Source organism: Streptomyces colwelliae (assembly GCF_048158785.1).
Lineage (GTDB): Bacteria > Actinomycetota > Actinomycetes > Streptomycetales > Streptomycetaceae > Streptomyces.
Genome location: NZ_JBLTJC010000053.1, coordinates 1 through 26,103 on the forward strand (window position 1 = coordinate 1; position 26,103 = coordinate 26,103).

23 protein-coding genes are annotated in these 26,103 nt (G+C 69.5%); 7 read left to right on the forward strand and 16 right to left on the reverse strand.

Features of this window, described 5'->3' with window-relative positions; all coding sequences use genetic code 11:
* Nucleotides 1–953, reverse strand: a 953-nt coding sequence (locus ACNFOC_RS13915) for an IS701 family transposase (RefSeq protein WP_416959424.1), incomplete at its 3' end; no start/stop codon positions are given.
* A 480-nt stretch (nt 954–1,433) separates the two neighbouring features.
* Between ACNFOC_RS13915 and ACNFOC_RS13920 the strand changes: the two genes are divergently transcribed.
* From ACNFOC_RS13920 to ACNFOC_RS13930, 3 genes are all read left to right on the forward strand, one after another.
* Nucleotides 1,434–2,207, forward strand: coding sequence for an SDR family oxidoreductase (locus ACNFOC_RS13920; protein ID WP_416959425.1), 774 nt, complete (start codon nt 1,434–1,436; stop codon nt 2,205–2,207).
* 97 nt (nt 2,208–2,304) lie between these two features.
* Nucleotides 2,305–3,216: a MerR family transcriptional regulator gene (locus tag ACNFOC_RS13925; RefSeq protein WP_416959426.1), complete on the forward strand. Its 912-nt coding sequence runs from the start codon at nt 2,305–2,307 to the stop codon at nt 3,214–3,216.
* Nucleotides 3,217–3,723: 507 nt separating this feature from the next.
* Nucleotides 3,724–4,638: an NPP1 family protein gene (locus ACNFOC_RS13930; RefSeq protein ID WP_416959427.1), complete on the forward strand. Its 915-nt coding sequence runs from the start codon at nt 3,724–3,726 to the stop codon at nt 4,636–4,638.
* Nucleotides 4,639–4,775: 137 nt separating this feature from the next.
* On the opposite strand, the gene ACNFOC_RS13935 is transcribed toward ACNFOC_RS13930, so the two are convergent.
* From ACNFOC_RS13935 to xylB, 12 genes are all read right to left on the reverse strand, one after another.
* Nucleotides 4,776–5,675, reverse strand: a complete 900-nt coding sequence (locus ACNFOC_RS13935; RefSeq protein WP_416959428.1) for a hypothetical protein — start codon at nt 5,673–5,675, stop codon at nt 4,776–4,778.
* Nucleotides 5,676–5,720: 45 nt separating this feature from the next.
* Nucleotides 5,721–6,095 carry a DUF805 domain-containing protein gene (locus tag ACNFOC_RS13940; protein WP_366094247.1) on the reverse strand — a complete coding sequence of 125 codons (375 nt, stop codon included), beginning with the start codon at nt 6,093–6,095 and terminating at the stop codon, nt 5,721–5,723.
* A 117-nt stretch (nt 6,096–6,212) separates the two neighbouring features.
* Nucleotides 6,213–6,785, reverse strand: coding sequence for a sigma-70 family RNA polymerase sigma factor (locus tag ACNFOC_RS13945; RefSeq protein ID WP_366094248.1), 573 nt, complete (start codon nt 6,783–6,785; stop codon nt 6,213–6,215).
* Nucleotides 6,786–6,865: 80 nt separating this feature from the next.
* Complete coding sequence (locus ACNFOC_RS13950; protein WP_416959429.1) at nt 6,866–8,428, reverse strand: serine/threonine-protein kinase; 1,563 nt, start codon at nt 8,426–8,428, stop codon at nt 6,866–6,868.
* A 337-nt stretch (nt 8,429–8,765) separates the two neighbouring features.
* Nucleotides 8,766–9,068 carry a hypothetical protein gene (locus tag ACNFOC_RS13955; protein WP_416959430.1) on the reverse strand — a complete coding sequence of 101 codons (303 nt, stop codon included), beginning with the start codon at nt 9,066–9,068 and terminating at the stop codon, nt 8,766–8,768.
* A gap of 596 nt (nt 9,069–9,664) precedes the next feature.
* Nucleotides 9,665–11,188: an acetaldehyde dehydrogenase ExaC gene (exaC, locus tag ACNFOC_RS13960; protein WP_416959431.1), complete on the reverse strand. Its 1,524-nt coding sequence runs from the start codon at nt 11,186–11,188 to the stop codon at nt 9,665–9,667.
* Between the two features lie 155 nt (nt 11,189–11,343).
* Nucleotides 11,344–12,621 carry a GAF domain-containing protein gene (locus ACNFOC_RS13965; protein WP_416959432.1) on the reverse strand — a complete coding sequence of 426 codons (1,278 nt, stop codon included), beginning with the start codon at nt 12,619–12,621 and terminating at the stop codon, nt 11,344–11,346.
* 208 nt (nt 12,622–12,829) lie between these two features.
* Entirely contained in the window at nt 12,830–13,429 is a 600-nt protein-coding gene (locus ACNFOC_RS13970; RefSeq protein WP_416959433.1) for an N-acetylmuramoyl-L-alanine amidase, read from the reverse strand.
* Nucleotides 13,430–13,488: 59 nt separating this feature from the next.
* Nucleotides 13,489–14,502 carry an acetamidase/formamidase family protein gene (locus ACNFOC_RS13975; RefSeq protein ID WP_405994863.1) on the reverse strand — a complete coding sequence of 338 codons (1,014 nt, stop codon included), beginning with the start codon at nt 14,500–14,502 and terminating at the stop codon, nt 13,489–13,491.
* Complete coding sequence (locus ACNFOC_RS13980; RefSeq protein ID WP_416959434.1) at nt 14,499–15,983, reverse strand: APC family permease; 1,485 nt, start codon at nt 15,981–15,983, stop codon at nt 14,499–14,501. The genes ACNFOC_RS13975 and ACNFOC_RS13980 overlap by 4 nt, the downstream gene beginning before the upstream one ends.
* 189 nt (nt 15,984–16,172) lie before the next feature.
* Nucleotides 16,173–17,405, reverse strand: coding sequence for an ROK family protein (locus ACNFOC_RS13985; protein ID WP_416959435.1), 1,233 nt, complete (start codon nt 17,403–17,405; stop codon nt 16,173–16,175).
* A gap of 28 nt (nt 17,406–17,433) precedes the next feature.
* Nucleotides 17,434–18,879 (reverse strand): xylulokinase, encoded by a 1,446-nt coding sequence (xylB, locus tag ACNFOC_RS13990; RefSeq protein WP_416959436.1) that lies wholly within the window; start codon nt 18,877–18,879, stop codon nt 17,434–17,436.
* Between the two features lie 185 nt (nt 18,880–19,064).
* Between xylB and xylA the strand changes: the two genes are divergently transcribed.
* Together xylA and ACNFOC_RS14000 are read left to right on the forward strand one after the other, a co-directional pair.
* A complete protein-coding gene (gene xylA / locus ACNFOC_RS13995; protein ID WP_406129791.1) occupies nt 19,065–20,231 on the forward strand; it encodes a xylose isomerase in 1,167 nt (388 codons plus the stop codon).
* Nucleotides 20,232–20,578: 347 nt separating this feature from the next.
* A complete protein-coding gene (locus ACNFOC_RS14000) occupies nt 20,579–20,830 on the forward strand; it encodes a hypothetical protein (protein ID WP_416959437.1) in 252 nt (83 codons plus the stop codon).
* Nucleotides 20,831–20,883: 53 nt separating this feature from the next.
* On the opposite strand, the gene ACNFOC_RS14005 is transcribed toward ACNFOC_RS14000, so the two are convergent.
* Nucleotides 20,884–22,230, reverse strand: a complete 1,347-nt coding sequence (locus tag ACNFOC_RS14005; protein WP_416959438.1) for an esterase-like activity of phytase family protein — start codon at nt 22,228–22,230, stop codon at nt 20,884–20,886.
* A 315-nt stretch (nt 22,231–22,545) separates the two neighbouring features.
* Nucleotides 22,546–23,970, reverse strand: coding sequence for a rifampin monooxygenase (gene rox / locus ACNFOC_RS14010; RefSeq protein ID WP_416959454.1), 1,425 nt, complete (start codon nt 23,968–23,970; stop codon nt 22,546–22,548).
* Nucleotides 23,971–24,345: 375 nt separating this feature from the next.
* Between rox and ACNFOC_RS14015 the strand changes: the two genes are divergently transcribed.
* Both ACNFOC_RS14015 and ACNFOC_RS14020 read left to right on the forward strand, forming a co-directional pair.
* The gene (locus ACNFOC_RS14015) at nt 24,346–25,401 is read left to right on the forward strand and encodes a fatty acid desaturase family protein (protein ID WP_416959439.1); all 1,056 of its coding nucleotides are present in this window, start codon (nt 24,346–24,348) and stop codon (nt 25,399–25,401) included.
* 142 nt (nt 25,402–25,543) lie between these two features.
* Nucleotides 25,544–25,726, forward strand: a complete 183-nt coding sequence (locus ACNFOC_RS14020) for an NfeD family protein (protein ID WP_416959440.1) — start codon at nt 25,544–25,546, stop codon at nt 25,724–25,726.
* Between the two features lie 194 nt (nt 25,727–25,920).
* Here ACNFOC_RS14020 and ACNFOC_RS14025 read toward each other — a convergent pair whose 3' ends face one another.
* Nucleotides 25,921–26,082, reverse strand: a complete 162-nt coding sequence (locus ACNFOC_RS14025) for a hypothetical protein (RefSeq protein WP_416959441.1) — start codon at nt 26,080–26,082, stop codon at nt 25,921–25,923.
* Nucleotides 26,083–26,103 lie beyond the last annotated feature (21 nt).

The following is a 26,103-nucleotide window of genomic DNA, read 5'->3' on the forward strand; positions in this document are numbered from 1 at the left end:
GGGTGGGGCGGGTTGGTGGTCAGATACCAGGTGGCCTTCTCCGGCAGGGTGCCCGGGTCGCTGGTGGCCACGACCAGGCGGCAGGTGCTGTTCGGGCCGTAGCCGCCCAGCGTCGCATCGGCGGCCCACCAGGTCTCGGTGTGCCCGTCGCGGAAGCGGCGCTCGATGGGCCTCCAGTCGCCCGGATTCTCGGGATCGGTGCCGGTCAGGGCGCGGGCGGCGTCGATCGGGGTGTGCGGCTCGTCGGCGGGTGCCCAGCTGCCGCGGTGCGGCCGCAGTGCCACCACGTAGGGAAGGTCGGCCTCGCGCAGTGCCAAGTACCAGTCGTCACTGACCGAGTAGGCGCAGTCGGCCACCACGGCTCGGCACGGGAAGCCCGCCTGCTTGCCTTGGGCCGCGAGAGCGGCCGAGATCTGCGGCTTGGTACGGAAGTTGGGGTCGGCCCGGCCGCGGGCGAAGTGGTGGGCCGGGGTGTAGGGCTGCGCGTGCAGCGGGTAGTAGATCCGCCCGTCGGTCCACACAGTGGTGACCGTGACGATCCCGTTGTCGGTCTTGCCCAGTCGGCCCAGCCACTGCCGGCCCACGTGCGCGGTGGCGGTGCCGTCCTTGCGGTCGCCGGAATCGTCGATGACCAGCACCCCCTGATCGTGTGGGGCGGTGGCCGGATCGGCGCGCATCAGCTGCAGACGCCGGTCGTTGACCTTCACATCGTCCCAACTGGACTCCGACAGGAAGAACTGCAGTCGCTGCACGGCCGCATCCTTCGAGCCGGTCACCGGCTCGGCTCCGGCCAGACAGGTCAGCGTCTTGTTGCGGTCGCGCGGCGCCAACAGGGCAGTGAGGTACTCGCGCAGGCCGCGCCGCTGGGCGAGCGAGACCAGCAGGTCATCAAAGCGGGCCGCGTACTCCTCCAGCGGGCCCGGAGCGGGCGGGCAGGCACGTCGCTCGGTCATCGCTCCTCCCTGAGAACGGTCTCCTTCCGCTCTACGAGCAAGTCCGAGGAGCCGTCAAGTCCCGCTACCACCGGGTTTAACGGACTACCGGTAGCGTCCCGGATCCCCACCCCGGGCGTCATGTCGACACCGGGTATTCCCGCTCCGCCGGGAGCAGCCGTTTGGTCTCGGTGCTCCGGCCGGTCCGGAGCGGCGCCGAGATGCTTCGCCGACTGGGCGGCGCTCAGTGCCGCGTGGGTCTGCGCACGTTCCGGCGCGGATGCGGCCGCCTGCGTCGGCGCGGCGGCGAGGCTCGCCGCCGTCGTGGTCTGACGATCGTCTTCCCACCGAGCGACCTCATGTCGGTTCTTCCAGGTCGGTATCGATGGTGAGATGGAGCAAGTGCCGCGCGTGTCACGCGAGATCAGGCCAAGCAGACGATCGCTTGAAACGTGCGGGCCGACTTGAACCTCCCCTTGGGAGAGGGGTCAGGGTCGGGGCATGAACAGCGATGATCTCGACGGACGAGTCGCCGTGGTGGCGGGCGGCAGCAAGGGACTTGGGCTGGCGACAGCACACCGGCTCCGGGAAGCCGGGGCCCGGGTGCTCACCGTCGCCCGTACGGCCCAGGACAGACCCGACTCCCTCTTCGTGCGGGCCGATCTGAGCATCCCCGCGGGCGTCGCGGTCGCGGCCGCCGCGGTGACCGAGCTTGTCGGCGTACCAGACATTCTGGTGCATGTCGTGGGCGGCTCCCGCTCCCCGGCCGGTGGGCACGCGGCGCTCGACGACCAACTCTGGTCGCGGGAACTGGCGTTCAACCTCTTCCCGGCGGTCCGGCTCGACCGGCAGCTGGTCCCTGGGATGGTGGCCCGCGGGTCGGGTGCGGTCGTGCACGTGACGTCGATCCAGCGCCGTATGCCCCTGCACGACTCGACGCTCGCGTACGCCGCGGCGAAGAGCGCACTGGCCGCCTACAGCAAGGGACTTGCCAACGAGGTCGCTCCGGCAGGGGTCCGCGTCAACTCCGTCGCGCCCGGCTTCATCCGCACCGACGGCGCCGAGCACCTCCTCGCCCGCCGGATGCGCGAGGGCGGCGTCTCCCGCGAGACCGCCCTGGAAGACCTGATGCGGGTGCTCGGCGGCATCCCGCTCGGGCGGCCCGCCGAGCCGGAGGAAGTGGCCGAGGTGATCGGCTTCCTGGTCTCAGACCGGGCCGGTGCGGTCACCGCCGCCGAGTACGTCGTCGACGGCGGGACAGTCCGCACGCTGTGAGCCGCCGTCCTCATCGCGCGCTCCTCGACGACGATGTCGGCGTACACGACGACGCGACCGCCGCAGGCGGCATAGCCTGAACGATGAGGAGGACCGCGTGGGAGCACGGCTGACGATCGGGGAGTTCTCCCGGATCACGCATCTGAGCATCCGCACCCTGCGCCGGTACCACGAGCAGGGGATTCTCGTCCCCGCCGAGGTCGACCCCGCCACGAACCACCGCTACTACACGCCCGCGCAGGTCCGACCCGCGCTGACCATCAAGCGGTTCCGTGAACTCGACCTTCCGCTGGCGGACCTCAGGCGCTTCCTGGAGGCAGGGGCCACCGGCAGGAACGAGGAGGGGCACAGTACGGCGCAGCAGATCGTCGTCGCCCACCTGCGTCGGCTCGAAGACCGGCTCGGCCGTACCCAGCGGGCGGTCGAGGCGCTCCGGGAGATCCTCGACCCGCGGGCCGAGCGAGCCGTGAGCCTCGAAGTCCTCCCGGCGCAAAGCGTGTTCGCCGTGACCCTCGACGTCCCGCCCGGGGCGGGGCTGAGTTGGTACGACTCCGCGATGCGCGACCTGGACGCGGCCGCCGTCGGCCGCCCGGTGCTCCCGCCGGGCGGCCGCTACCAGCACACGCTCTTCACCGAGGGCCACGGCCGAGCCACGGTCTACCTCCCCGCCGAAGGACCACTGCCCCCGGAAGCACCGGAAACCGTAAGGGAGTTGAGGCTGCCCCGGCGGACCGTCGCCGTCGCCACTCACCGCGGACCGCACGACGACCTCGACCTCACCTACGCAGCCATCGGTTCCTTCACCGCCCAACACGGCCTGCGTGCCCGGGATCTCGTGGAGGAGACGTATCTCGTCGGTCCACGCGACACCGACGAACCCGACCGCTGGCGCACTCTGGTCGCCTGGCTGATCACTCCCTCCGACCAGGGCGACGCGAGTCGTGACCGCGAACCTTTTGGCCCCTCCGAGCGGTTTCAGGAAAGAACGAGTGGCCGAACGAGCGAGTGAGCCCGCCATGTCACCAGCTCATCCAGGGGACGGGTTTCGGGCCACCCGCCTCCTCTCCGCCCCCGATGCCGAGACGGCGCTTGATGGCTGCGCACGTTCGGCGTGGCCCTCGTCCGCCGTTACGCGGACGAGCACGAACTGCAACTGGCCGCCGAGCCACCCCCGAAGGAGCGCTGCCGGTCCGCGACCCGTCGGCTGTACCAGGAGTGGGTCGTCGCAAACCTCCGTCCGACAGCCCCCGATTGAGACGGCGTCCTGCTCAGCCGTGCGCTGCTGGGCTTCCTGGAGCCCGCGCTCGTCCCGTACCTCGTCCGGTCGCAAGGGCTGCCGCTCAAGCGGGTGGGGGACGGCTGGCTCGACCTGGTGACCCGGCGTAGTTTCTTCAAGAATTCCTCGGTCGACTCTCGCTCCTGCTGCCATGGAGGGGTGACCCGAACCGGGTCTGGGCGTCGTGTATTAACTGCCAGGCTCGCAAACAGCGGGCTCACAGTGAAAGAAGGGCAGTCCGTGCGTACACGACGCTTTCCGCGGCTTCTTGCGATAGCCGCCTTAAGCCCGGTCCTCGCGCTCGCCGCCTGTGCGAGTAATTCGTCCGGAACGGACAGTCACGCTTCTCCCTCGAAGGGGGCTTCTCAGAAGTCCCAGCAGGGGAAGAAGGGTATCAAGAATCGTGACGAGTTCACGGACTCGCTGCAGAACATATTCTTCCAGGGACTCCCGCAGAACGCGGGCGGACTCGAGAGTTCCTTCGCGCCCGCCTACGACTTCGACCAGGACAGCTGCTACCCGGCCGCGGCCATCACGCAGCTGGGCGAGATCAATCCGGGACTGCCGCTCACCGGAGACATCACCGAGGGCTGCCGGGAGCCGGCAGACCTGGAGCGTACTCAGCTCTACGCCAGGTCGATCTGCAACAACGGATGGTGTGCCGTCATGTACGGCACCTATTTCAGGAAAGATGAGTCACAGCGACCCATCGGAAATCCAGGTACTGAGGTCAACAACCGACCCAGTACGGGCACTGGCCACACGAACGACTGGGAGCATGCCATTTCGTGGATCAATCAGAGCACGAATCAAGTGGAATTCGTGTCGGTGACCGCGCACGGCGAGTACCATACTTTCCCTCGCAGTGAGGTGCAGTTCGAAAACACTCACCCGAAGATCGTGTATCACAAGGACGGATTTCTGACCCACGTCCTGCGCGTGGCCGACGGCAGCGACCAGCAGGTCCAGAACGCCTCGGGCGCATGGTTCCATCCGCCGCTCGTCGACTGGAACGGCTTCCCGAGCACGGAAGTGCGGGACAAGCTGGTGAACGCCGATTTCGGAGAGGCGAAATTGGACCTGCGGGACGGCTCGTTCCAGGAGCACCTCGCCAAGGCCAAGCCCCAGGAAGTGCCGCTCAATCCGAACGGCTGACGTGCCGAGTGGCTGATGTCCCTCGACATGGCTGAGAACACGGGAACGACCCCGGCGCGGCAGGAGAAGGACACTGCCGCGCCGGGGTCGTTCGGTGGATGCCGGGGAAGCCGGCCACGCAGCCGGCGGCCTCGGCCTCAGTTGAAGAAGCGCACCGACTGGACGTTCTGGAAGCCGGTGTCGCCCAGGAGGTCCGGGACGTCGCCCTCGACGAACTTGGAGTTGCCGGTGCAGTCCGGGCCGTCCCAGACCTTGACGAAGCCTCCGCCGGTCTGGAGCGAGCCGTCGAACCGCACGTTCTGGCAGCCCGGTCCCGAGACGCCCTGCGACGCGTCGAGGAAGTTCGTCTTCGCGAAGACGGTCACGTTGTCCGCGGGATCGGACGTGGGGGACGCCTGCTGCGAGGGCTGGGCCGCCGTTCCCCCCGCGGAAGAGCCGCCGCCCTGTGCCTTGCCGCCGTCCGGGGTGACGCCGAACCACACACCGCCGACACCCTGCCCCTTGGTGTCACCGGGAGCGGTGTCCTTGCTGAAGAGATAGACGGGCCAGCCGCCGACTGTGACCTGGAAACCACCGTCCCGCTCGATGAAGCCGATCTTCGACTTGTCGATCCCGTCGATGAAGACCCTGCCGTCACGCGCCACCAGATACGGCGGCCAAGTGGTCGCGCAGTCACCGGCGCAGTTGGAACGCGAGGGATTGCTGGAATCCTTGTCGAACCGGTAGAGGGTGAATTGTTTTCCGTTGATGACCACCGGATCGAGGTCACCCGCGGAACTCGCGCTCAATTGCACCCACTTACGGAGCACCGGTTTCGGAGCGACGGCAGCGACAGCGGGCGCGGCAGCGACGGCAAGGTCTCCGGTACTCATATTGGCACCGTTTTCCTGCGCGGTGCCCTGCTGCAATTCGAGCGCGCTGGTGGCTTCCGCCGCGGCCTGTGCGGCTTCGTCGTCACCGTTGCAGGCCGACAGGAAAAACATCCCCGCCAGTACGGCGGAGGCGAGTGGGAGGACGCGTGAACGCGAACTCGACATGAGAACTCCTGAGAGAGTTTGACGCACGGAATTGATGAGAACGTGTCACGCCACCGGCTGCGGGTGGACCTGAAGCAGCCTGCCTTTCGGGCTCAGCCCGAAGCGGTTACTGCCCGCGTTGCCGTCACGTACCAGGAAGACCAGCAGGACGATGAAGCCGACCACCGGTATCAGTCCGATGAAAAGCCACCAGCCCCGACGGTCGGTGTCGTGCAGTCGGCGCACGGTCACCGCCAGACTCGGCAGGAAGGTGAGAATGCCGTAGGCGAGTGCGATGTATTCGGTTCCCGCGAGGTAGCCGGCCCCGCTGAGGGCGAGCACCGCGATTTGGTCGAACAGGTTGAAGAGCCAGAACTCGGCACGCCGAGCCCGCCCTTTGAAGACGCCGTAGCGCTTCAGGACATCGAAGTAGTACCTCATCGATTTCCTCTGAGTCGGAGGCGGGGTGAAGGCGGAGCGGCCTCTTTGTGCTCGGCTGCTCCGCCTTCTACACGACAAGGCCGTCCCGCAGAGTTCAACCAGGTTCCGTGTGACCGATCAGAGGCGTGCGGAATACTGTTTGCGCAGCCCCCGCATAGCGTAGAAATGGCGCGACTTCACCGTTCCCGACGGTATGCCGAGTATGAGCGACGCCTCGTTCAGCGTCCGACCGCAGAGGTACACGAGCGTCACCACTTCCCGGTGCTCCCTGGACAGAGAGCGCAGCAGGGAGACCACCTCGAGGGAGGTCAGGACCCCGTCGGTGTGGTCCGGCAGCGTGGTGTCGTAGGTGTGACTGGTCACCGTCTCGTGCCGCGCGTAGGCACTGCGCATGCGGTCGACGATGAGGTTCCTGGCCACCTTCAGCAGCCACCCGCGTACCGACCCCTCGTGGTGGTGCAGCCGGTCGGCGTGACGCCACGCCCTGATGAACGTCTCCTGGACGATGTCCTCGGCGAGGTGTTGATCCGTCAGGGACCGCCGCGTGTACGCCAGTAACGCAGGGCGATGTTGTTCCACCAACTCGTGCACCCTGTCCGAGGTGGACGGGGGCGCACTTTCATCGATGCCCGCAAGCAACGTCATGATGTGGGAGTCCTGCTCTGTTCGCACCGACGGCCTGGCCAGCATGGGCGGGGGGACAGACTGGCCAAGGAACCGTCGGCTTCTCGGTCTTGGAGCGGCGAGAGTAGGCAAGGGGCAGTGCCGAATCAGTGACGGGAAAGTGAGCGAGCAGAGCTCCGGCTCGTCGTGCTGTTCGCTGTCGCGCGGCAAGTCACCGAGAAGGGAACCTTGTTGGAGGTGGTCCCGTCCGCGCCTCTGATCTGCACTCCGATCTCACTGGCGAAGGTACCGACTTGCGTGTAAGAGGTCAGTCGTATGGCCTCCCGCTTGGTCGGCTCGCCGCCGCGGGCGAAGTCGAGGGCGCGCCACTCCCGGTCGACCGCCGAACCGTCTGCCGTCACCCACCGGTAGGTGACCTGGGCCGGTGTCCGGTCCACCGTGAACGTGGCGGTGAAGGTGGGGGCTTGTCCGGCCGGAGGGGCACACTGGCCGACGTAGGTGGTGTTCTCACCCGTGACGGTCACGGTCACGTGCGGTGCTTCCGTTGCCGGGGCCCCTGCTGCCCGGGTGCTCGATGTCGCCGCCTGGTTCGACGTCGACGGCTCATGGTCGTGGCCGACCGATGCGTATGTCAGTCCGGCGCCGATCAGCAAGGCGCACCCGGAGGCCACGGCGGCGACGACTCCGCGCTTGGTGCGGCGCGGGGGGCCGGAGGCCGCGGGGTTCGGCCCGGAAACGGACGCGAAGACCGGCGATGCCACGTAGGAGGTCTGGGTCGGCAGGGCCGTAGGAACCCCGGACGAGGCCGCCGATGGCGGAGGGGCCGGAGGGGTGCCGATCGTGGGCACCTTGACGGTGGAGGGATGAGCCTGCGGGGGAGCGGCACTCCCCGTGGCGATCAACCGAAGGCGCTCCTGCGCGAGTTCGGCGGTGAGGCGCTCGGTGGGCTCCTTGCGCAGGAGTTCGGCGATCACCGTGGACAGCGGCCCCGCGCGGCGAGGCGGCGGAAACCGCTCGTCCACGACTGCGCGAAGGGTGCTGAGCGCGGTGTCCCGCCGGAAAGGAGGTACGCCCTCCACGGCCACGTACAGCAGGGCCCCGAGCGACCAGAGGTCGGAGGCCGGGCCCGGCGTACGGCCGAGCACGCGCTCGGGCGGCAGATACTCGGGAGAACCCACCACCTGCCCGGCCACGGTCAGGGAGGCGTCGCCTTCGAGCGTGGCGATGCCGAAGTCGGTGAGGACCACCCTGCCGCCGTCCTGGGAGAGGAGCACGTTCGCGGGCTTCACATCCCGGTGCAGGACTCCCGCCTCGTGCGCCGCGCGCAGGGCGGACAGGACCTCGCCGCCGATCTGTGCGACCCGCCGCGGGGCCAACGGCCCTTCGGAGCGCAGCAGTTCCTCCAGCGAGCGGCCGCGGACGAGTTCCATGACGATCCACGGGCGGCCGTCGGCGTTGGCGACGTCGTGGACCGTCACCACGTTGGGGCTGACGATCCGGGCGGCGGCCCACGCCTCGCGCTCAAGTCGCCTGTAGAGCTGGGCGGTTTCCGCGGCTGCCGCCCCGGCCGGTGCCCGTACCTCCTTGACGGCGACCTCGCGTTGCAGCGTCTCGTCCCAGGCTCGCCACACCGTCCCCATGCCACCCTCGCCAAGGAGGGACAACAGCCGGTATCGACCCGCGACCTTCCGTTCCTGGCCAGGCGGCACCTGGGCAGCCTCCTCGTTGTGCATCCCGGCGGTACTCGCTTTCCTCGCGTCTTCCAAACGTCTGGTCACCACGCCGGCCCGATGTCCCTGGAGCCGTCGTTCGGCACCTACACGCCGTGGACGGCGCGTCGGGTTCACCGCTTCTGCTTCTGGTTCAGCGGTCGTTGAACACCTGGCAGCCGCTGTCTCGTGGTCCGGGCACGATGTTTCCCACCGGCCCGACACCCTCTCGTACGGCGCTGTCCAGGGCGTACAGCCCGGCGCGTCTGCCGGCAAAGCTCTGACCTGGTCTTATGGGCCGGTCGGAGCCCTTTCTCGTGCCTGGGGCTTCCCGCTTCTACCTGCGAGTTCCCGGGAGTTCCCGTGGGGCTGTGCACGCGTTGTGGGCCTCCGCTACGAACTGTTCCTCCGCCGGTGTCATCGACGCGCTGTAGGGGTCGTTCTGCGCCTCCAACCGGTCCGTGCCCTTGGCGAGCAGGGAAGTCCGGTGCGGCGTGCGGAGCGTGGGCGGGCGGTCGGGCCGGTCCGTGAACTCCTCGATGCCGCGCTCGAGCGCCTTCCCCCGGTCCCGAGTCAACTGCTCCCCCGAGGTCCTGGACTGTTCCAGCCCGTGCACCCCGACGATCTCCGCTGCCCGCATCCGCTCCCGGCTCCGCCCAGCCCGTTCCGTGCCGGCATCCGTCGGCCATTACCGGTAACCATCGGCAAGCGGTCCGCGTTCCCCGGTCGTCGGCCGGATCATGATTGTGCTGTATTCCGGACAGGACTTGTCGCTCGATCGGCCGGACTCCCGAGAGACTCCCGCCGCGAGCGTGGTCGAGTCAGCAGGGTGCTCGGTGGAGTTGAGTACCCTGCGCTGCGCCTGTGCCGCGGCCGCAAGGTGCGGGTGGTCGCTCCAGGTGTTGGCTCAGGGACGGATCCACGTCATCCCGGACGGCGCCACCATAGGGATGTGCTGGGAGCCAGTCCTCGCGGTGCTCAGCGACCTCGTGTTCTCCCCGAGAGCCCACTGCCGTGTGATGACGCCCGACACTCGACGTCGTCCGCTCTTCCTCGCATGCTGCGCACCACCGAGGACTCCGCAACGTAGCGCCCCAGCCGGTCCGTGGCTGGTCCGGGAGGGGCGAAGATTTGTGGTGAACGGGTCCGGAAGGTTGCTGACCGGTTTTGGATGGTGGCCCGGTCCCGTGGGTGCCTGAAAGGGGAAAGCTCCTTCCAGGCACCCGACTTGAGGCTCTAGAAGAACCCAAGTTTCTTCGGGCTGTAAGAAACAAGAAGGTTCTTCGTCTGCTGATAGTGGTCCAGCATCATCTTGTGGTTCTCGCGGCCGATGCCGGACTGCTTGTAACCACCGAACGCCGCGTGCGCGGGGTACGCGTGGTAGCAGTTCGTCCACACCCGGCCCGCCTGGATCGCCCGGCCCGCGCGGTACGCCGTGTTGATGTCCCGGGTCCACACGCCGGCGCCGAGGCCGTACAGCGTGTCGTTGGCGACCTTGATCGCGTCGTCGAAGTCGTCGAACGACGTCACCGAGACCACCGGCCCGAAGATCTCCTCCTGGAAGATCCGCATCCGGTTGTCGCCCTCGAAGATCGTCGGCTGGACGTAGTAACCGCCCTTCAACTCACCGTCGTAGTCGAGGCGTTCACCGCCCGTGAGGATCTTCGCGCCTTCCTGCCGGCCGATGTCCAGGTAGGAGAGGATCTTCTCCAACTGGTCGTTGGACGCCTGCGCGCCGATCATCGTGTCCGTGTCGAGCGGATGGCCCGGCTTGATCAACTCGGTGCGGGCGACGGCCGCTTGGAGGAAGTCCGAGTAGTGGCTGCGCTGGATGAGCGCCCGGGACGGGCAGGTGCACACCTCGCCCTGGTTGAGCGCGAACATCGTGAAGCCTTCGAGCGCCTTGTCGAGGAAGTCGTCGTTCGCCGACGACACGTCGTCGAAGAAGATGTTCGGGGACTTGCCGCCGAGTTCGAGCGTGACCGGCTTGATGTTCTCGGAGGCGTACTGCATGATCAGCCGCCCCGTCGTGGTCTCGCCGGTGAAGGCGACCTTCGCCACGCGCGGGCTGGACGCGAGCGGCTTGCCCGCCTCGACGCCGAAGCCGTTGACGATGTTCACCACGCCCGGCGGCAGCAGGTCCGCGATCAGGCTCATCCAGTAGTGGATGGACGCCGGTGTCTGCTCGGCCGGCTTGATGATGACCGCGTTGCCCGCCGCGAGCGCCGGCGCCAGCTTCCAAGTCGCCATCAGGATCGGGAAGTTCCACGGGATGATCTGCGCGACGACTCCGAGCGGCTCGTGGAAGTGGTACGCCACCGTGTCGTCGTCGACCTCGCCCAGCGAACCCTCCTGCGCCCGGATCGCCCCCGCGAAGTAGCGGAAGTGGTCGATGGCGAGCGGGATGTCCGCGGCGAGCGTCTCGCGGACCGGCTTGCCGTTCTCCCAGCTCTCCGCGACCGCGAGCGGCTCCAGCATCGCCTCCATCCGGTCGGCGATCTTGAGCAGGATGTCGGAACGCTCGGTCACCGACGTCCGGCCCCAGCCCGGCGCCGCCGCGTGCGCCGCGTCCAGCGCCAGCTCCACGTCCTCCGCGGTACCGCGCGCGATCTCGGTGAACGGCTGCCCGTTCACCGGTGACGGGTTCTCGAAGTACTGCCCGCGGGCCGGCGGCACGTACTCGCCGCCGATGAAGTGGTCGTAGCGCGCCTGGTAGGAGACGATCGCGCCCTCGGTGCCGGGTGCCGCGTAACGGGTCATCCTGGTCTGCCTCCCGGAACAGCGCTGCCCGCCGTTGGGCAGCTCTCGGCGCGAGGCTAGGGAGCGGGACGTTGCATGTACGTTGCGCGGGGGCGGAGGCGTGTCGGGATCGGGGTGCGGGCAGTCCAAGTGACCTGTACCGAGGGCGAGTTACGTCAGTGATGTGTCTGGCGTGACCACGTGCCCGGTGCCGCCAGCTCGGACTCCAGCGCGACGAGTCGCGAACGCACGGGTGCCGTCGGCCGTATCGCCGCGAGCGCCCGCCATACGTCGAGGTCGTCCTCGCCCCACGGCGCGTGCGCCCAGTCCGCCAGCAGGTCGGGGTCGCGGCGGGCGATCAGCGCCGTACGGAGGCCGTCCGCGAGGCGGGCCCTGAGCCGGACCACCGCCGGTGCCTGCGAACCGGGCAACAACGGACCCGTGTACGCCGTCGCCGCTCCCGTGACCGCGCCCCCTTCCAGCCGCCGCTCGACGATCGCCACATCGGACTCGACCGGCGACGTGAGCCGGTAAGGACGCGAGGCGAGCAGTCCGGGCCCCAACAGCCTGCGCAGCCGTGCCAGTTCGGCCCGCAACGTCACCGGCGGAACCGACTCGTCCTCGTACAACGCGCACAGCAGCTCGTCGCCGGTCAGCCCCTCGGGATGCCGGGCCAGCAGCACCAGGATCTCGCTGTGCCGGCGGCTCAGCCTCATCTTGCGCCCGTGGACGCACAGTTGGGCCTCGTCCCGGCCCAGTGCCGTCAGTTCGGGTCCGTCGACCGAGGTCTGCTCCGGGGCGAGCAACGCCAGTTGGGACTCGGCGGCCCGCGCCACCGCCTGCACGAACCCCAGGCTGTGGGGATGCGCCAGCCCGTTCCCACCGGTGATGTCCACGGCACCGAGCACCCGTCCCGTGCGCGGATCGTGCACCGGAGCCGCCGCGCACGTCCACGGCTGAACCCGCCGGATGAAGTGCTCGGCCGCGAACACCTGCACCGGCCGGTCCACGGCGACCGCCGTACCCGGCGCGTTCGTCCCGACCGCGCTCTCCGCCCAGCGCGCACCCGGCACGAAGTTCATCCGGCCCGCCTTCCGCCGGGTCGCCGGATCACCCTCGACCCACAACAGCCTGCCCTGCGCGTCGCACACCGCCAGCAGATGCTCGCCGTCCGCGGCGAACGTACCCACCAACTCCCGTATCAGCGGCATCACCCGGGCCAGCGGATGCTCCGCGCGATAGACACCCAGATCACCGTCCGTCAGCTCCACGCTCGCCGTGCCCTCGGGGCCGACACCGGCCCGCGCGGAACGCCGCCAGGAGTCGGCCACCACCGACCGCACCGGCTGCGGCACCGTACCCGCCACCGCGAACGTCTCGTGCGCCCGCCGCAGCACCCGCACCCGCTCGGCAGGGTCGGCCCCCGGCTCCAGGGCCACCCATGGATCGGTCAACTCGGCCTCCCCTGAAGTCGATACAAGCGGCGATACTGCGGAGATGCGGCGACGACACGGCGCTGACACGACAGCGACACGGCGCCGCAACGGATGCGGACATCGTCACTCCGCAGACGGATCCGGACAACCGTTTCGACCAGGGCCGACCCGAACGAACCGCATCGCACTCGGAACAGGCTCGCAACCGGCCCGGATCTGCCTCGGCTCAGGCGAAATTGACCATCCTTATGTAACGCGTCCAGTCCCAGTTCGGCCCCGGATCGGTGTGGTCGGTGCCCGGCACCTCGTAGTGCCCGATGATGTGCGCCCGGTCCTTGGGGAGCCCGTACTTCGTGCAGACCGCCGCCGTCAGCCTGGCCGACTGCTCGTACAACGCGTCGGTGAACCACGCGGGTTGATCCACCCAGCCCTCGTGCTCGATACCGATGCTGCGCGTGTTGTAGTCCCAGTTCCCCGCGTGCCAGGCGACATCGGCCTCCCGCACACACTGCGCCACATGCCCGTCGGCCGATCGCACGAGGTAGTGCGCGGACACCTTCTTCTGCGGATTCTGGAAGATCGACAGGGTCGAGGAGTACGTCTCCTGCGTGACATGGATGATCACGTAGGCGAGGGGATAGGTGCTCGGGCGGTTGGACGCCGTGTAGTTGGAGGTGCTCGCCGGCTGCCACTCGGCCGACGGATAGTCGACGGCCTGGGTCTGCGCCCCGGCCTGCGTATCGGGAAGTAACGCGTACGGTACGGCGGCCAGCGCGGCACCCTTGAGGATGCGCCGCCTGCTGGGAAGCGGTCTTGAACGGTCCACTGCGGGTTGCCTTTCAGGGGCGTTCGGGGCGTTCGGGTGTATCGGGGTGAGCGGCGCGCTCAGTGCTGGAGTGCCGCCGCGGTCTCACGCAGCCGCGCGTGCAGTCCGCGGTGAGTCTCGCGCGCGGGCAGCCATTCCTTCCGGATCTTCGCCACGCAGGTGTAGTTGGTGTCGCACACGTTGGCCAACGGCGATTCGACGGCCTGGGTCGCGAATTGGTAGGCGTCCAGTTCGCTGAACCCGTAGTCGCGCACCAGCCAGCGCACCAGGTCGAGTTGGGAGATCCGGAACGCGTCCTCCAAGGGGCGTGCCGAACCCGTCGAGATGATGTGCGTGTCCGATTCGATGCGCGGCCAGGGCGTGGCGACCCCCTTGAGCAGCTCCACGATCACCACGGTGTTCATCGCGCACTCGACGGCGACGCCGCAGGTCTCGCCCTCGCCCTGCCGGGCGTGCCCGTCGCCGAGGCTGAGCAGGGCCCCCTCCACGTTCACTCCGAGGTAACAGGTGACCCCGGCCCGCATCTCGGGCGTGTCCATGTTCCCGCCGTGCGCGTCGGGCACCAGCGCCGAACGCACCTCCAGATTGGCGGGGGCCACGCCCACCGTGCCGTGCATCGGATCGAGGGGCAGCTCGATCTCGATGTCGCTGTCCCGCGCGCGGAACAACGCCGTACGGCGGGTCCGGTCCAACTGCCAGATCCAGACGGTCTCCGGAAGCGGCGGCTGCAACGTCGCCGTGGTGTGGGTCGAGGTGAGCGCGCCGAAGAGGGGCACCGTCGTCGAGGCGGCCCAGTCCCGGGCGGGTTCGATCGACACGAAGTGCACGGCGACCGTGTCGCCCGGCTCCGCGCCCTCCACGTGGAAGGGGCCGGTCTGCGGGTTGAGGAACGGGAACTCGCACACCTCGGACACCAGGTCCTTCTCGGACCGTACCCGTCCGGCGAAGCAGTCCTCCGTGTACAGGTCGAGGACGGTGCCGGGCGCGATGCGCGCCACGGGCGGGGCGCCGCCGAACGTCCAGGCGTACTCGCCCGGTTCGGGCCGCACCGTCAGGATCCGGGGGTCGTTCATGGCTGTACTGCTCCGTTCTGCGGATGACCGGTTGAGGCGGGTTCGTCGAGATGGACACGGGCGGTCTCGGCTATTCGCTCGGGGTGGCGCCGTAGCAGAACGAGCAGCACTACGACCCCTGCCGCCATCCAGACGCCGACGACCGGTCCGGCGTAGGACACGGGCGTGGTCAGTTCGGTCACGAAGTCGAAGACCGGGAGGCCGGCCGCGGTGAGGAGGGCGGGGACGAACGCGACGATCCCGAGGAGGGGGACCAGGAGGTGTCGTATCGGTTTGAGCAACTCGCGTCTGCGGCGCAGGAAGTAGCCCGCGCAGGCCAGGTTCACGACGATGTAGACGCCGATGACGACCGTGACGATCACCGTGGCCAGGAGGAGGAACGCGGTCACCGGGTCGTAGCCGAAACCGAGGCCCAGCACGGCTCCCACCGCGACGACGGTCTGCACGGCGATGCCGACGACGGGGGAGCGGTGGCGTGGGTGCAGTGTGGCCAGGACGCGGGGGAGTACCCGGATGCGGGCCAGGGCGTAGGCGGTGCGTGTCGAGACGGTGGCGCACGCGTTGGCGTTGGCGATCGTCGAGTTGACCACGGCCAGGAACACCAGCACCCAGAACAGTCCGAACGACGCGCGTGCCACCCCCTCCCAGGACGCGTCACCGGAGGCGCCGAATCCGCTGAAGCGGTCCGGCCCGAAGTACACCGTCATGGCGTAGGTCGTCAGCACGTAGAACAGGCCGATCCCGAGGGCCGCGCCGAGCACCGCGCGGTGCATCGTCCGGCGCGGGTCCCGTGTCTCCTCGGCGAGCGGTGCCGCCGCCTCGAACCCGGCGAACGCGAGCACCGTGTAGACCGAGCCGGCGAATACCCCGCCGAGACCCGAGTGGTCCTCGCCGGTGTGTGAAGTGCCGAACACCGACAGCGTGTTGGCGCCACCGGCCTTGCCGATCAGCCAGACGGCGAACACCAGGAAGACCAGGATCTCGAAGACCCCGAGGACCGTCCCGAAGCGGGCGGAGGCGCGCGCTCCGAACCAGCCCGCCGCCGCGATGATCGCGGCGCCCGCGAGCGCCCACGGCCACCACAGGTCCTCCGGATACGAGGACCACTCCTGGTGCAGGGTGCCCGCCGTGGTGAACCCGAGTTGGAGGAGCAGCAGCGGTGGGACCAGCGTCTCCACGAAGACGTATCCCCAGCCGACCAGGAAGCCGACGGCCGGATGCAGTCCCCGCGCCGCGTAGGTGGCCACCGAACCGGCGGCAGGCAGCTCTCGCGCCAGCTCGGCCACGCAGGACGCGGTGAACAGACAGGCCACCAGCGCGATCAGCACCGACAGCGGCAGACTTCCGCCCGCGAAGGCCGCGCCCGACGGGATCGACGCGGCGACCGCGGCGGCCGGCGCCATCGCCGTGACGCTCTGGAAGAGGACCTCGCGCAGCCCGACGGCATCCCGCCGCAGCCCTTGAACTGTCTCCGCCGACACGTGAATCCCCCCTCGTCCACCCGCATTCGCACCCACACCCGCACACCGTCGCCATGACACGACGGCTGTGCCTCGCGTGAATCACGGTACGGCGCTTGCGGGTTGGGCAGTAGGGCGTGCCGTGCTTCCGTGGACGACGGCGGAACTGTGGACAACCCGATCACTCGGACGGGTGAAGCCGGCCGTGTTTCAGGCCTGTTCGGCCAGGTTGTCCCCAGCCCGTTCGGCCACCGCCGCCGGGTCGTCGAGGACGGCCCGGACCACCGAGTGCGCGGCTCCCAGCAGCGGACCCTCGGGTCCCAGCCGCGAGACCGACACCGGACAGGCGGGCCCCGCCGTGCGCCGCGCCAACTCGGCCTCCAGCGACGGCAGTAGCCAGGGCGCGAGACCGGACAGCGCACCGCCCAGCACCACCAGCTGCGGATCGAGCAGGTTGACCGCGCCCGTCAGCGCGATACCGAGCGCCGTACCGGCGTCGTGCAGGGCACGTCGTACCGCCTCGTCGCCGTCGGCGGCGCGCGTCGCGAGCAGACCGACCCGGTCCGCGCCGGGCTCCAGACCGGCGGCGCGCAGCACCGCCTCCTCGCCCGCGTACTGTTCGAGGCAGCCACGCCCGCCGCACGCGCACTCCGGCCCGTCCGGACGCACCGGGACATGCCCCAACTCGCCCGCGAATCCCCGGGTTCCGCGCAGCAGCCCGCCGTCGACCACGACCGCGGCGCCGATGCCGATCTCGGCCGACACATGCAGGAAGTCGCGCGGAGTGGTCTCGCCCAGCCAGAGTTCGGCGAGCCCGCCGAAGTTGGCCTCGTTGTCCACAGTCGGCGGGAGTTCGGCGGGCAGCAGGGCGCCGAGATCCGTGTCGTGCCAGTCGAGGTTCGGGGCGCGGACGACCGTACGGCCGTCGCGTGCCACCAGACCGGGCACGGCGACCGCGAGCCCGGCCGGCCACAGGCCCTCCGCGTCCGCCTCGGCGACGACCTGCCGTACCAGCGCGGTGAGTTCCGCGAGGACCGGCTCGGGGGAGCGGCCGCGGTTCACGCCGTGCCGCACGGCCCGGGCCCGTATCTCGCCGCGCAGATCGACCGCGCAGACCGCGAGATGGTCGACCCCGACCTCCGCGCCGATCCCGGCCGGACCGTGCCCGCTGACGGCGAGCGCCGATCCGGGGCGCCCCACCCGGCCGGGCCGCTCGGGGCCCAGCTCTTCGAGGAGCCCCGACCGGATCAGCTCGTCCACCAGCGTCGACACCGCCGCACGGGTCAGCCCGATACGTGAGGCCACCGCCGCACGCGAGAGCGGACCCTCGGCGCTCACCGCGTGCATCACGCGCGCGAGGTTGCGCCGGCGCATGCCCTGCTGGGTGTCGGGCAGGGCACGCCCGGACCCGGTGGTGTGCGCCTCGTGCAGCGGTGCGGTCATGCCTCCGTCAGTCCTCGGTCGGTGTGCGTCAACGGGCGTCCGGCCCCCGTTCGAGCAGCGGAGCCGCGTCGGAGAGTACCCCGGAGATCCTCGCCAGCGTCGCCTCGTCCCGCTCCACGGCGTCCAGCACCGGCCCGGCCGCCGTGTTCCAGCGCCGGGCCACCGCGGCCGGGTCCTCGCCGGTCAGCAGGCCCGCGGCCTGCGCGGCGGCACCGAGCGCGACCAGCTCCTTCGCCTCGGGCACCTGGACCGGGCGCCCCGACAGCCGCCGTACGGTCTCCTGCCAGGCCGTGCCCCGGGCGCCCCCTCCGATCAGCAGGAGCGGCGTGGTGCGGTCCGCGTCCTCGTCGAGGACCAGGTCGAGCGCGCCCAGCAGGGCGTGTACGGCGCCGTCGTAGGCGGCCTGGAGGAGCTGGCCGCCGGTGGTGTCGTGGCGCAGTCCGTGCAGCAGGCCCGAGGCGTTGGGCAGGTTCGGGGTGCGTTCTCCGTCCAGGTAGGGCAGCAGGGTGACCGAGGTGCCGGGTTCCACGGCTTCCCGGTCCAGGCCCAGCAGGGCGGCGACCCGGTCCACGGCGAGGGTGCAGTTCAGGGTGCAGGCCAGGGGCAGCCAGTCGCCGTGTGCGTCGGCGAAGCCCGCGACCGTGCCGGACGGGTCGGCGGGGCGGTGCTTCGAGACCGCGTACACGGTGCCCGACGTGCCGAGGCTGAGCACGGGGACGCCGGGGCGCAGCCCGAGGCCCAGCGCGGCGGCCGCGTTGTCGCCGGTGCCGGGGGCGACGAGCGTGCCCTTGGAGAACGGCAGGTCGTGGCAGTCGCGCACCGTCCCCGCCACCTCACCGGGCCGCACCACCCGGGGCAACAGCGCCGGGTCGAGGCCGACGTGCCGGAGGATCTCCTCGTCGTACGACTCGGTCCCCGAGGCCCACCAGCCGGTGCCGGAGGCGTCGCCCCGGTCGGTCGTGCCCTGCCCGGTGAGCCGCTCGGTGAGGTAGTCGTGGGGGAGACGTACGGCCGCCGTGGCGCGCACCGCCTCCGGCTCGTGTTCGGCGAGCCAGGCCCACTTCGTGACCGTGAAGGAGGCTCCAGGCACGCTGCCGGTGCGCTCCGCCCAGGCCTTCGGACCGCCCAGTTCCTCGATCAGACGGCGGGCCTGCGGCGCGGAGCGCACGTCGTTCCAGAGCAGCGCCGGGCGTACCGGCTCGCCCTGGGCGTCCAGGGTGACCAGGCCGTGCTGCTGGCCGCCGATCGACACGGCCGCCGCCTCGTGGGCCGCGTCCCCGCACTGGCGTAGTGCCTCGCAGAGGGCGTCCCACCACTGGCGGGGGTCGCTCTCCCGGCCCGCCCCCGAGGTGACGGTGTGCGGCGCCTGGCCACTCGCGACGATCCGTCCGGTGGACACATCGACGACCAGTGCCTTCGTGGACTGGGTGGACGTGTCCACGCCGACGACGAGCGGACCTTCGGCTGCTGACATCGGGCTCTCCCTTTTTTCCGCGGCTCTGCGGGCTCTGAGCTGGTGTTTTCAAGGCTTTCCGGGGCGCGGTGAGCCGTACCCCACTCCTTCAGGGACACCTTGTCCCTTCCCAGAGCTGCGTGTGCATACTAATTTGTAAACCGCCATGACGAAATAGTCGCAGCGAAGCAACAAGGAGCCGCGTCATGAACTACCAGCCCACCCCCGAGGACAGGTTCACCTTCGGCCTGTGGACCGTCGGCTGGCAGGGAAGGGACCCGTTCGGCGACGCCACCCGCCGTGCCCTCGACCCCGTCGAGACGGTGCAGCGCCTGTCCGAGCTCGGCGCCCACGGTGTGACCTTCCACGACGACGACCTGATCCCCTTCGGGTCCTCGGACACCGAGCGCGAGGCGCACATCAAGCGCTTCCGCGAGGCCCTCGACGCGACCGGCATGAAGGTGCCGATGGCGACCACCAACCTCTTCACGCACCCCGTCTTCAAGGACGGCGCGTTCACCGCCAACGACCGCGACGTGCGCCGCTACGCCCTGCGCAAGACGATCCGCAACATCGACCTCGCGGTCGAGCTGGGCGCCGAGACCTACGTCGCCTGGGGCGGCCGCGAGGGCGCCGAGTCCGGCGCCGCCAAGGACGTGCGCGTCGCCCTCGACCGCATGAAGGAGGCCTTCGACCTCCTCGGCGAGTACGTCACCGACCAGGGCTACAGCATCAAGTTCGCCATCGAGCCCAAGCCGAACGAGCCCCGCGGCGACATCCTGCTCCCCACCGTCGGCCACGCCCTGGCGTTCATCGAGCGCCTGGAGCGCCCGGAGCTCTACGGCGTCAACCCCGAGGTCGGCCACGAGCAGATGGCCGGGCTCAACTTCCCGCACGGCATCGCCCAGGCCCTGTGGGCGGGCAAGCTCTTCCACATCGACCTCAACGGCCAGTCCGGCATCAAGTACGACCAGGACCTGCGCTTCGGCAACGGCGACCTGCGTGCCGCCTTCTGGCTGGTCGACCTCCTGGAGAGCGCCGGTTACGCCGGCCCGAAGCACTTCGACTTCAAGCCGCCGCGCACCGAGGACCTCGACGGAGTGTGGGCGTCGGCCGCCGGCTGCATGCGCAACTACCTGATCCTCAAGGAGCGTTCGGCCGCGTTCCGCGCCGACCCGGTGGTCCAGGAGGCGCTGCGCGCCTCGCGTCTGGACGAACTGGCGCAGCAGACCGCGGCTGACGGCCTCAAGGCACTGCTCGCGGACCGCTCGGCGTTCGAGGACTTCGACATCGAGGCGGCCGCCCAGCGCGGGATGGCCTTCGAGCAGCTCGACCAGCTCGCCATGGACCATCTCCTGGGAGCACGCGGCTGACCGCACGCACGCGTGTGTCACTCGCGAACGCGTTGGTGTTCGTGAGTTCCCGTTCGTGACCGACCCCCGCGCGGAATGCTCCGGAATCATGCGATCCATGGCGTGAGTCCGTATCAACCACCGCGCGGGGGTCGCGCCATGACCTCTGCGCGGCGACTCTTGACGGTATGGCCATGCCGCCCGTACCGCCTCGACCGCCCGGGCCTCCGGGCGCCGCTCCGCCTCCGGGAGGCGGCTTCGGACCGCCTCCTCCCGGGGACTTCGGACACCCGTCGGGAGGGGACTACGGGGACTACGGACCGCCCCCTCCCCGCAGGCGTCCCCGACCGTTGTTCATCCTGCTCGCCGTGATCGTGGCCGTCGGAGCCGTCGCCGTCATCGTGCTGATGGCCACCGGGGGACACGACTCACCGGACAAGAAGACGCCTGCGGAGAGCAGTTCGAGCACGAGCCGCAGCCCGTCCCTCACCCTCCCGACGAAACTCCCCACCAGCCTGCCGACCAAGCTCCCGACCGCGCTGCCGTCGAACCTCCCCTCGGAACTGCCGAGCGAGGTTCCCAGCGACATCGAGTCCCTGCTCCCGTCCCTGTTCGGCTAGTTGCCCTTCGGCTGGTTGTCCTTCCGCTAGTTGTCCGAGGAACCGACGCGCACTCAGATGCCGTGCGGCAGCTTCAGGTACACCACGGTCGTCTCGATACCGCTGTCGACCAACCGTCCCTGCGCGTCGAACGCGCCCGCGCCGTCCGTCATCCCGAAGTCGTTGTCATTCACGAGGGCCAGCGTGTCGTGATCCACGCGCGCGATGCCCTCGATCTTCTGCGGCACCCCGGAGACGGTGCCCAGATCGACGACCAGCTTCTTGGCCAGAACCGGGACACCCGCGGCGGCCGGGTCGTCGAGCTGCTCCAGCGACGGGGACGTCGAGTCGTCGTCGTAGCGACCGCCGAGGATGTTCGACTTGCGCCCCAGCTGGACCAGTTGGAGGCGAGCCGCCTTGTCGGTGCGCTCCTCGACCAGGAGCCGGTCATCGCCCACGGCGACCACCGAGGAGATCTTGAGTTCGGAGGTGTCGTCCTCGCTGGGGTCGACCATGTTCACCGGGTCGAAGCGGTACGCGTACTCCGCCGTGACCGCCTTCCGCTTCGGCGAGAAACGCAGCAGACGGGTGTTGAGCGACGCGTCCCCGGCATCCCCGTCAGGCAGCGACAGGGGGCTCTGCAGGGCCATCACCAGGTCACCGCCGGGCAGTTGGGCGAGTCCCTCGAAGCCGCGGTTGATCTTCCGGTGCAGCAGGACGGCAGGCAGCGCCTCCACCACCGGGTAGTCGGCCCCGGTCAGATGCAGCCCCTTGGGTACGTACCGCGTGAGCACCTTCCCGCGCGCGGAGACATGCACCAGGGAAGGCCCGTACTCGTCGACCAGCCAGAAGGACCCGTCCCCGGCCCGCACGATGCCCTCCGTGTCCAGTCCGTTCGGGTTGTACGACAGCGCCGTCAGGGCGTCGTAGGAGTACGGCGCCTCGTCGCGTCCCTGCTGGTTCGACAGCCCGGTGACGGCCTTCCCGGAGGACGTGGTGATCGGGAGGGCGTCCAGGACCTCGACCGTGTCCCCGGAGACACGGATCTTCACGATCGCCGGGTCGAAACCGGGCACGGGGAACGTACGGCGCTTCGTCCCGCTCACCTTGATCTGGCCGTTGGGCCCACGGTCGGTGATCGTCCAGTACTCGCCCTTGCGGCCGGCCGGGTAGATGTCGCTGCCGATGCCGCCGAGGTCCACTCCCCGGTCGTTGTCCACCGTCCCGGGCAACAGCGCGTTGCTGAACGCGCCGAGAGGGATGTCGCCCAGCGTCGCCGTCCGCGTGACATGGGCGGCCTCGGCCTTCGCGGGGGCTGCGAACGCCGTACCGGCGGCCACGAGGGCGACCACCACGGCGAGCGGACCACCCATCGCGACGGGACGACGGACACGGCGCCGGACGAGGTCGTGCGGGGACATCGGGCCTCCTGAGGACAAGTTGGCTGACAGCGGCCAGAGTTGGGCGTCAGGAGGAACGGTGCTCGACGGTGAGATGAATCAGGGGTGTCGTCCGCCGGTCGGGCGGACGTGGCATCTGGGGTGGGTCGGCCGTGATGCGATCGCGCCCCGTGATGCTGTCAGGCAAACCGCACGAGACCTTCCCAGAAGTACCCGTTCGGCTCGTGCCCGGCGGCAGATACCGAGGCATCGGCAGCCAGGCCACCGGCATCCAGGCCACCGGCATCCAGCGTCAGCGAGTGCTCGCCGTCGAAGTCACGCAGGCTGCGGTCAGCGCTAGTGGGCCGCGCCGAACCACTCGGGCAGTCGGCTGAACAGGTCCTCCTGGTCGTCGCCGACCCACGCCACGTGCCCGTCCGGCCGTAGAAGCACCGCGGGTGCGTCCAGTTCCTCGCTGACGTCGACTACGTAGTCGACGCGATCCGCCCAACCCGCCACCGAGAGTCGGCCGGTCTGGTCGAGCAGCAGACCTCGGCCGGCGTGCATCAGCTCGTAGAGGCGCCCCGTTTTCAGCTTCACGTCCCGGAGTCGGCGGCCGAGAAGTTCATGTCCCTCGCCGAAGTCGTAGCGGATCCCGATCGCGGTGATCATTTCGGTCACGTACCGGTTCACCTCCTCGAAGTCCATCAGCGTCGAGAACAGTTCCCGTAGTGCGGTCGCACCCGGATCGGTCCCCAGAAGCGTGATCTGCGCGCGCGTGTTGGCGACAACTCGGGCGCCCACGGGGTGCCGTTCGGTGTGGTAGCTGTCCAACAACCCTTCCGGAGCCCAGCCGTTGACCTCGGCGGCCAGCTTCCAGCCGAGGTTGAACGCGTCCTGCACACCGAGGTTGAGCCCCTGCCCACCGGTCGGCGGATGGATGTGCGCCGCGTCGCCGGCCAGCAGAACCCGGTCGACCCGGTAGTGCTCGGCCTGCCGGGTGGCGTCGCCGAACCGGGACAGCCAGCGAGGCGAGTGCACGCCGAAGTCCGTGCCCGCGACGGCCCGTAGCTGCTGCTTGAACTCGTCCAGGGTCGGCGCGGTCGCACGGTCCTCGGCAACGCCGTCGGCGGGCACGACGACGCGGTACACGCCGTTCTCGCCGGGGCTGACGCCGAACCGCAGTTGGGTCTTGCGGACCTCCTCGACAACGGCGGCAATGGTCGCCGGATCCTCCGCCACCTCCATTTCACCCAGCAGCGTCTCGACCGTCGCGGGCTCGCCGGGGAAACCGACGCCCAGGAGCTTGCGCACCGTGCTCCGGCCGCCGTCGCATCCGACGACATGGCGCGAGCGCAGCAGCGTGCCGTCCGACAACTCGACGGTCACCCCGTCCTCGGCCTGACTCAGCCCGACCACTTCGCGGCCGCGCCGGATCTCGGTGCCGAGCTCGACGGCGCGCTCGGCGAGCAGCCGCTCGGTGACCGGCTGCGGGGTGGCGACGCCGTATGCGTGAGCCGTGTCCGACCGGTCCGGCCACGGCTTGACGATGCCTCCGAAGAGACCGCCCGCCTGGAACTTCTCGCTGACCGCGAGGAACCGGTCGAGGAGGCCGCGCTGGTCCATGATCTCGACACTGCGCGCGTGCAGACCCTGCCCGCGGGACTCCCCGGTCGGCCCGGTCAACTTCTCCAGCACGACAACGTGCACGCCGTGCAGCCGCAACTCGCAGGCCAGCATCAAACCGGTCGGTCCGCCGCCGACCACGATCACGTCAATCATCAGAACGCCCATCCAACGAGATTGGTTTCCGGCCCGCAGATCCGTGGACCTGTGCTCGCGACTCTTTCGTTTCCGCAGGTCCCGGCCTCGGTCGGCCATTTTGCGGGACGACCCGGGCCTTGCCGCAAGCCCCCAGCTGCGCTATACGTTGGATGTGGCAAGGAGTGGACGACCTCCTTGCCATTTCTGTTTCCCGGGTACTTCTCCGCGAGCCCGACTTCTGGGGACCGGGCCGGCCGGGGTGTCGTCAACCCCCCTGTGTAGACCCGGCTTACCCCCGTACGGACACGGTGGGTGGCGCCATGGTCGCGACCGGTCGCCGATTCGTACGTTTGCTCAGGTCAGCCCGTCACCTGAGAGAGCCGGAGACCGGACATGTCCCAGACCACCGCAGTCATCGGCGCCCATGATCCGGGGGATGCCGTCGCGGCACCCCCAGGAAGCGAGTTCGCGCCCCTCCTGCGCACGGTCAAGGGCAGAGGCCTACTGGAGCGTCGGTATGCCTGGTACGCGCGCTGCATCGCCGCCAACGCCCTCGCGCTGGGCGGCATCGTCACCGGCATCGTTCTGATCGGCGACTCCTGGCTGACGCTGCTTCTGGCTCCGCTGCTCGCCGTGTTCGGCGCCCGCACGGCCTTCATAGGCCATGACGCTGGCCACTCCCAGATCGCCGGCGGCAAGGCCGTCAACCGCGTCATCGGCCTGATCCACGGCAACCTGCTGCTGGGGATGAGCTACTCCTGGTGGAACGACAAACACAACCGCCACCACGCCAACCCCAACCACATCGACAAGGACCCGGACGTCGTCGCCGACATCCTCGTGTTCACCGGCAAGCAGGCCAAGGACCGCTCAGGCTTCCGGCGCTGGCTCACCCGCAACCAGGCGTGGCTGTTCTTCCCGCTCACCCTGCTCGAAGGCATCGCCCTCAAGGTCCACGGTTTCCAGGATCTGCGGCGCCAGCCCCGTCGTGAGCGGGCCGTCGAAGGTGCTCTTCTGGTGAGCCATGTCGTCGCCTACGCGACGCTGCTGCTCATATCGATGTCCCCGGGGAAGGCCCTCGCGTTCGCCGCGCTGCACCAGGCCCTGTTCGGCCTGCACCTGGGCCTGGCCTTCGCGCCCAACCACAAGGGCATGGAGATGCCGGACCCGAACGGCGAACGGTGGGGCCATCTCCGGCGCCAGGTCCTCACCTCGCGGAACATCCGCGGCGCCGTCCTCACCGACTGGTTCCTCGGCGGCCTCAACTACCAGATCGAACACCACCTCTTCCCGAGCATGCCGCGGCCCAATCTGCGGCTCGCGCAGCCCCTGGTGCGCGCCCACTGTCAGGATGTGGGTATCCCCTACGTGGAGACCGAGCTCGTCGACTCCTACCGGCGGGCCCTGCGCCACCTCCACGAGGTGGGGGAGCCGCTGCGAATGGAGTGAACGGAGTGACGGAGCAGCCGACGGCCCGGGTACCAGTAGGGGGAGCGCCTCAGGGATGTCTCAGGGTCGCGATCCGGAACTGTGGGGAGCGCGGACCCGTTTTCAGATCAGAGAGCGGCTGCGGCCGCGGAGGAGGCGACATATGTCGAAGAGCGCGAAGATCGCCGTAGGAGGTGTGGCGGTCGGACTGATCCTGTGGATCTGGCTGCCCTGGTGGGTCGCATTCCTGATCGTCGTGGGAGTGCCGACGGCCGCATATCTCACACTGGACCCCTCGCAGCGGCGCCGGCTGCGCCGCGTGGCAGGCAAGGAGATCGGCCGCTGACGCAGGGATCGTCGACTGTGTTACGGGCCGGTGCACGGGAGCGGCGCAGAACACAGCACCGTCCGCGGGACTGCCGATAACAGTCCTGTGGGCGGTGCTCGGCCGAGCACCGCCCATGGGCCGAGAAGGCTGAGCACCGAGTGGTCCCGGGACGGCTATCGGCGGACGCATGCCTGGCCGTGCAGAGCGCACGGCTACGCGTGCGTGTGGCCCCGCTCGCCGCAGCACGATGCTGCCAGCCGTGCCAGCCGTGCCAGCCGTGCCAGCCGTGCCAGCCGTGCCAGCCGTGCCAGCCGTGCCAGCCGGACACCGTCACGGGAGTTCTCCTCGTCGACCCGGACGAGCGAGCGTGACACGGACCCCGGATGCCCGAATCC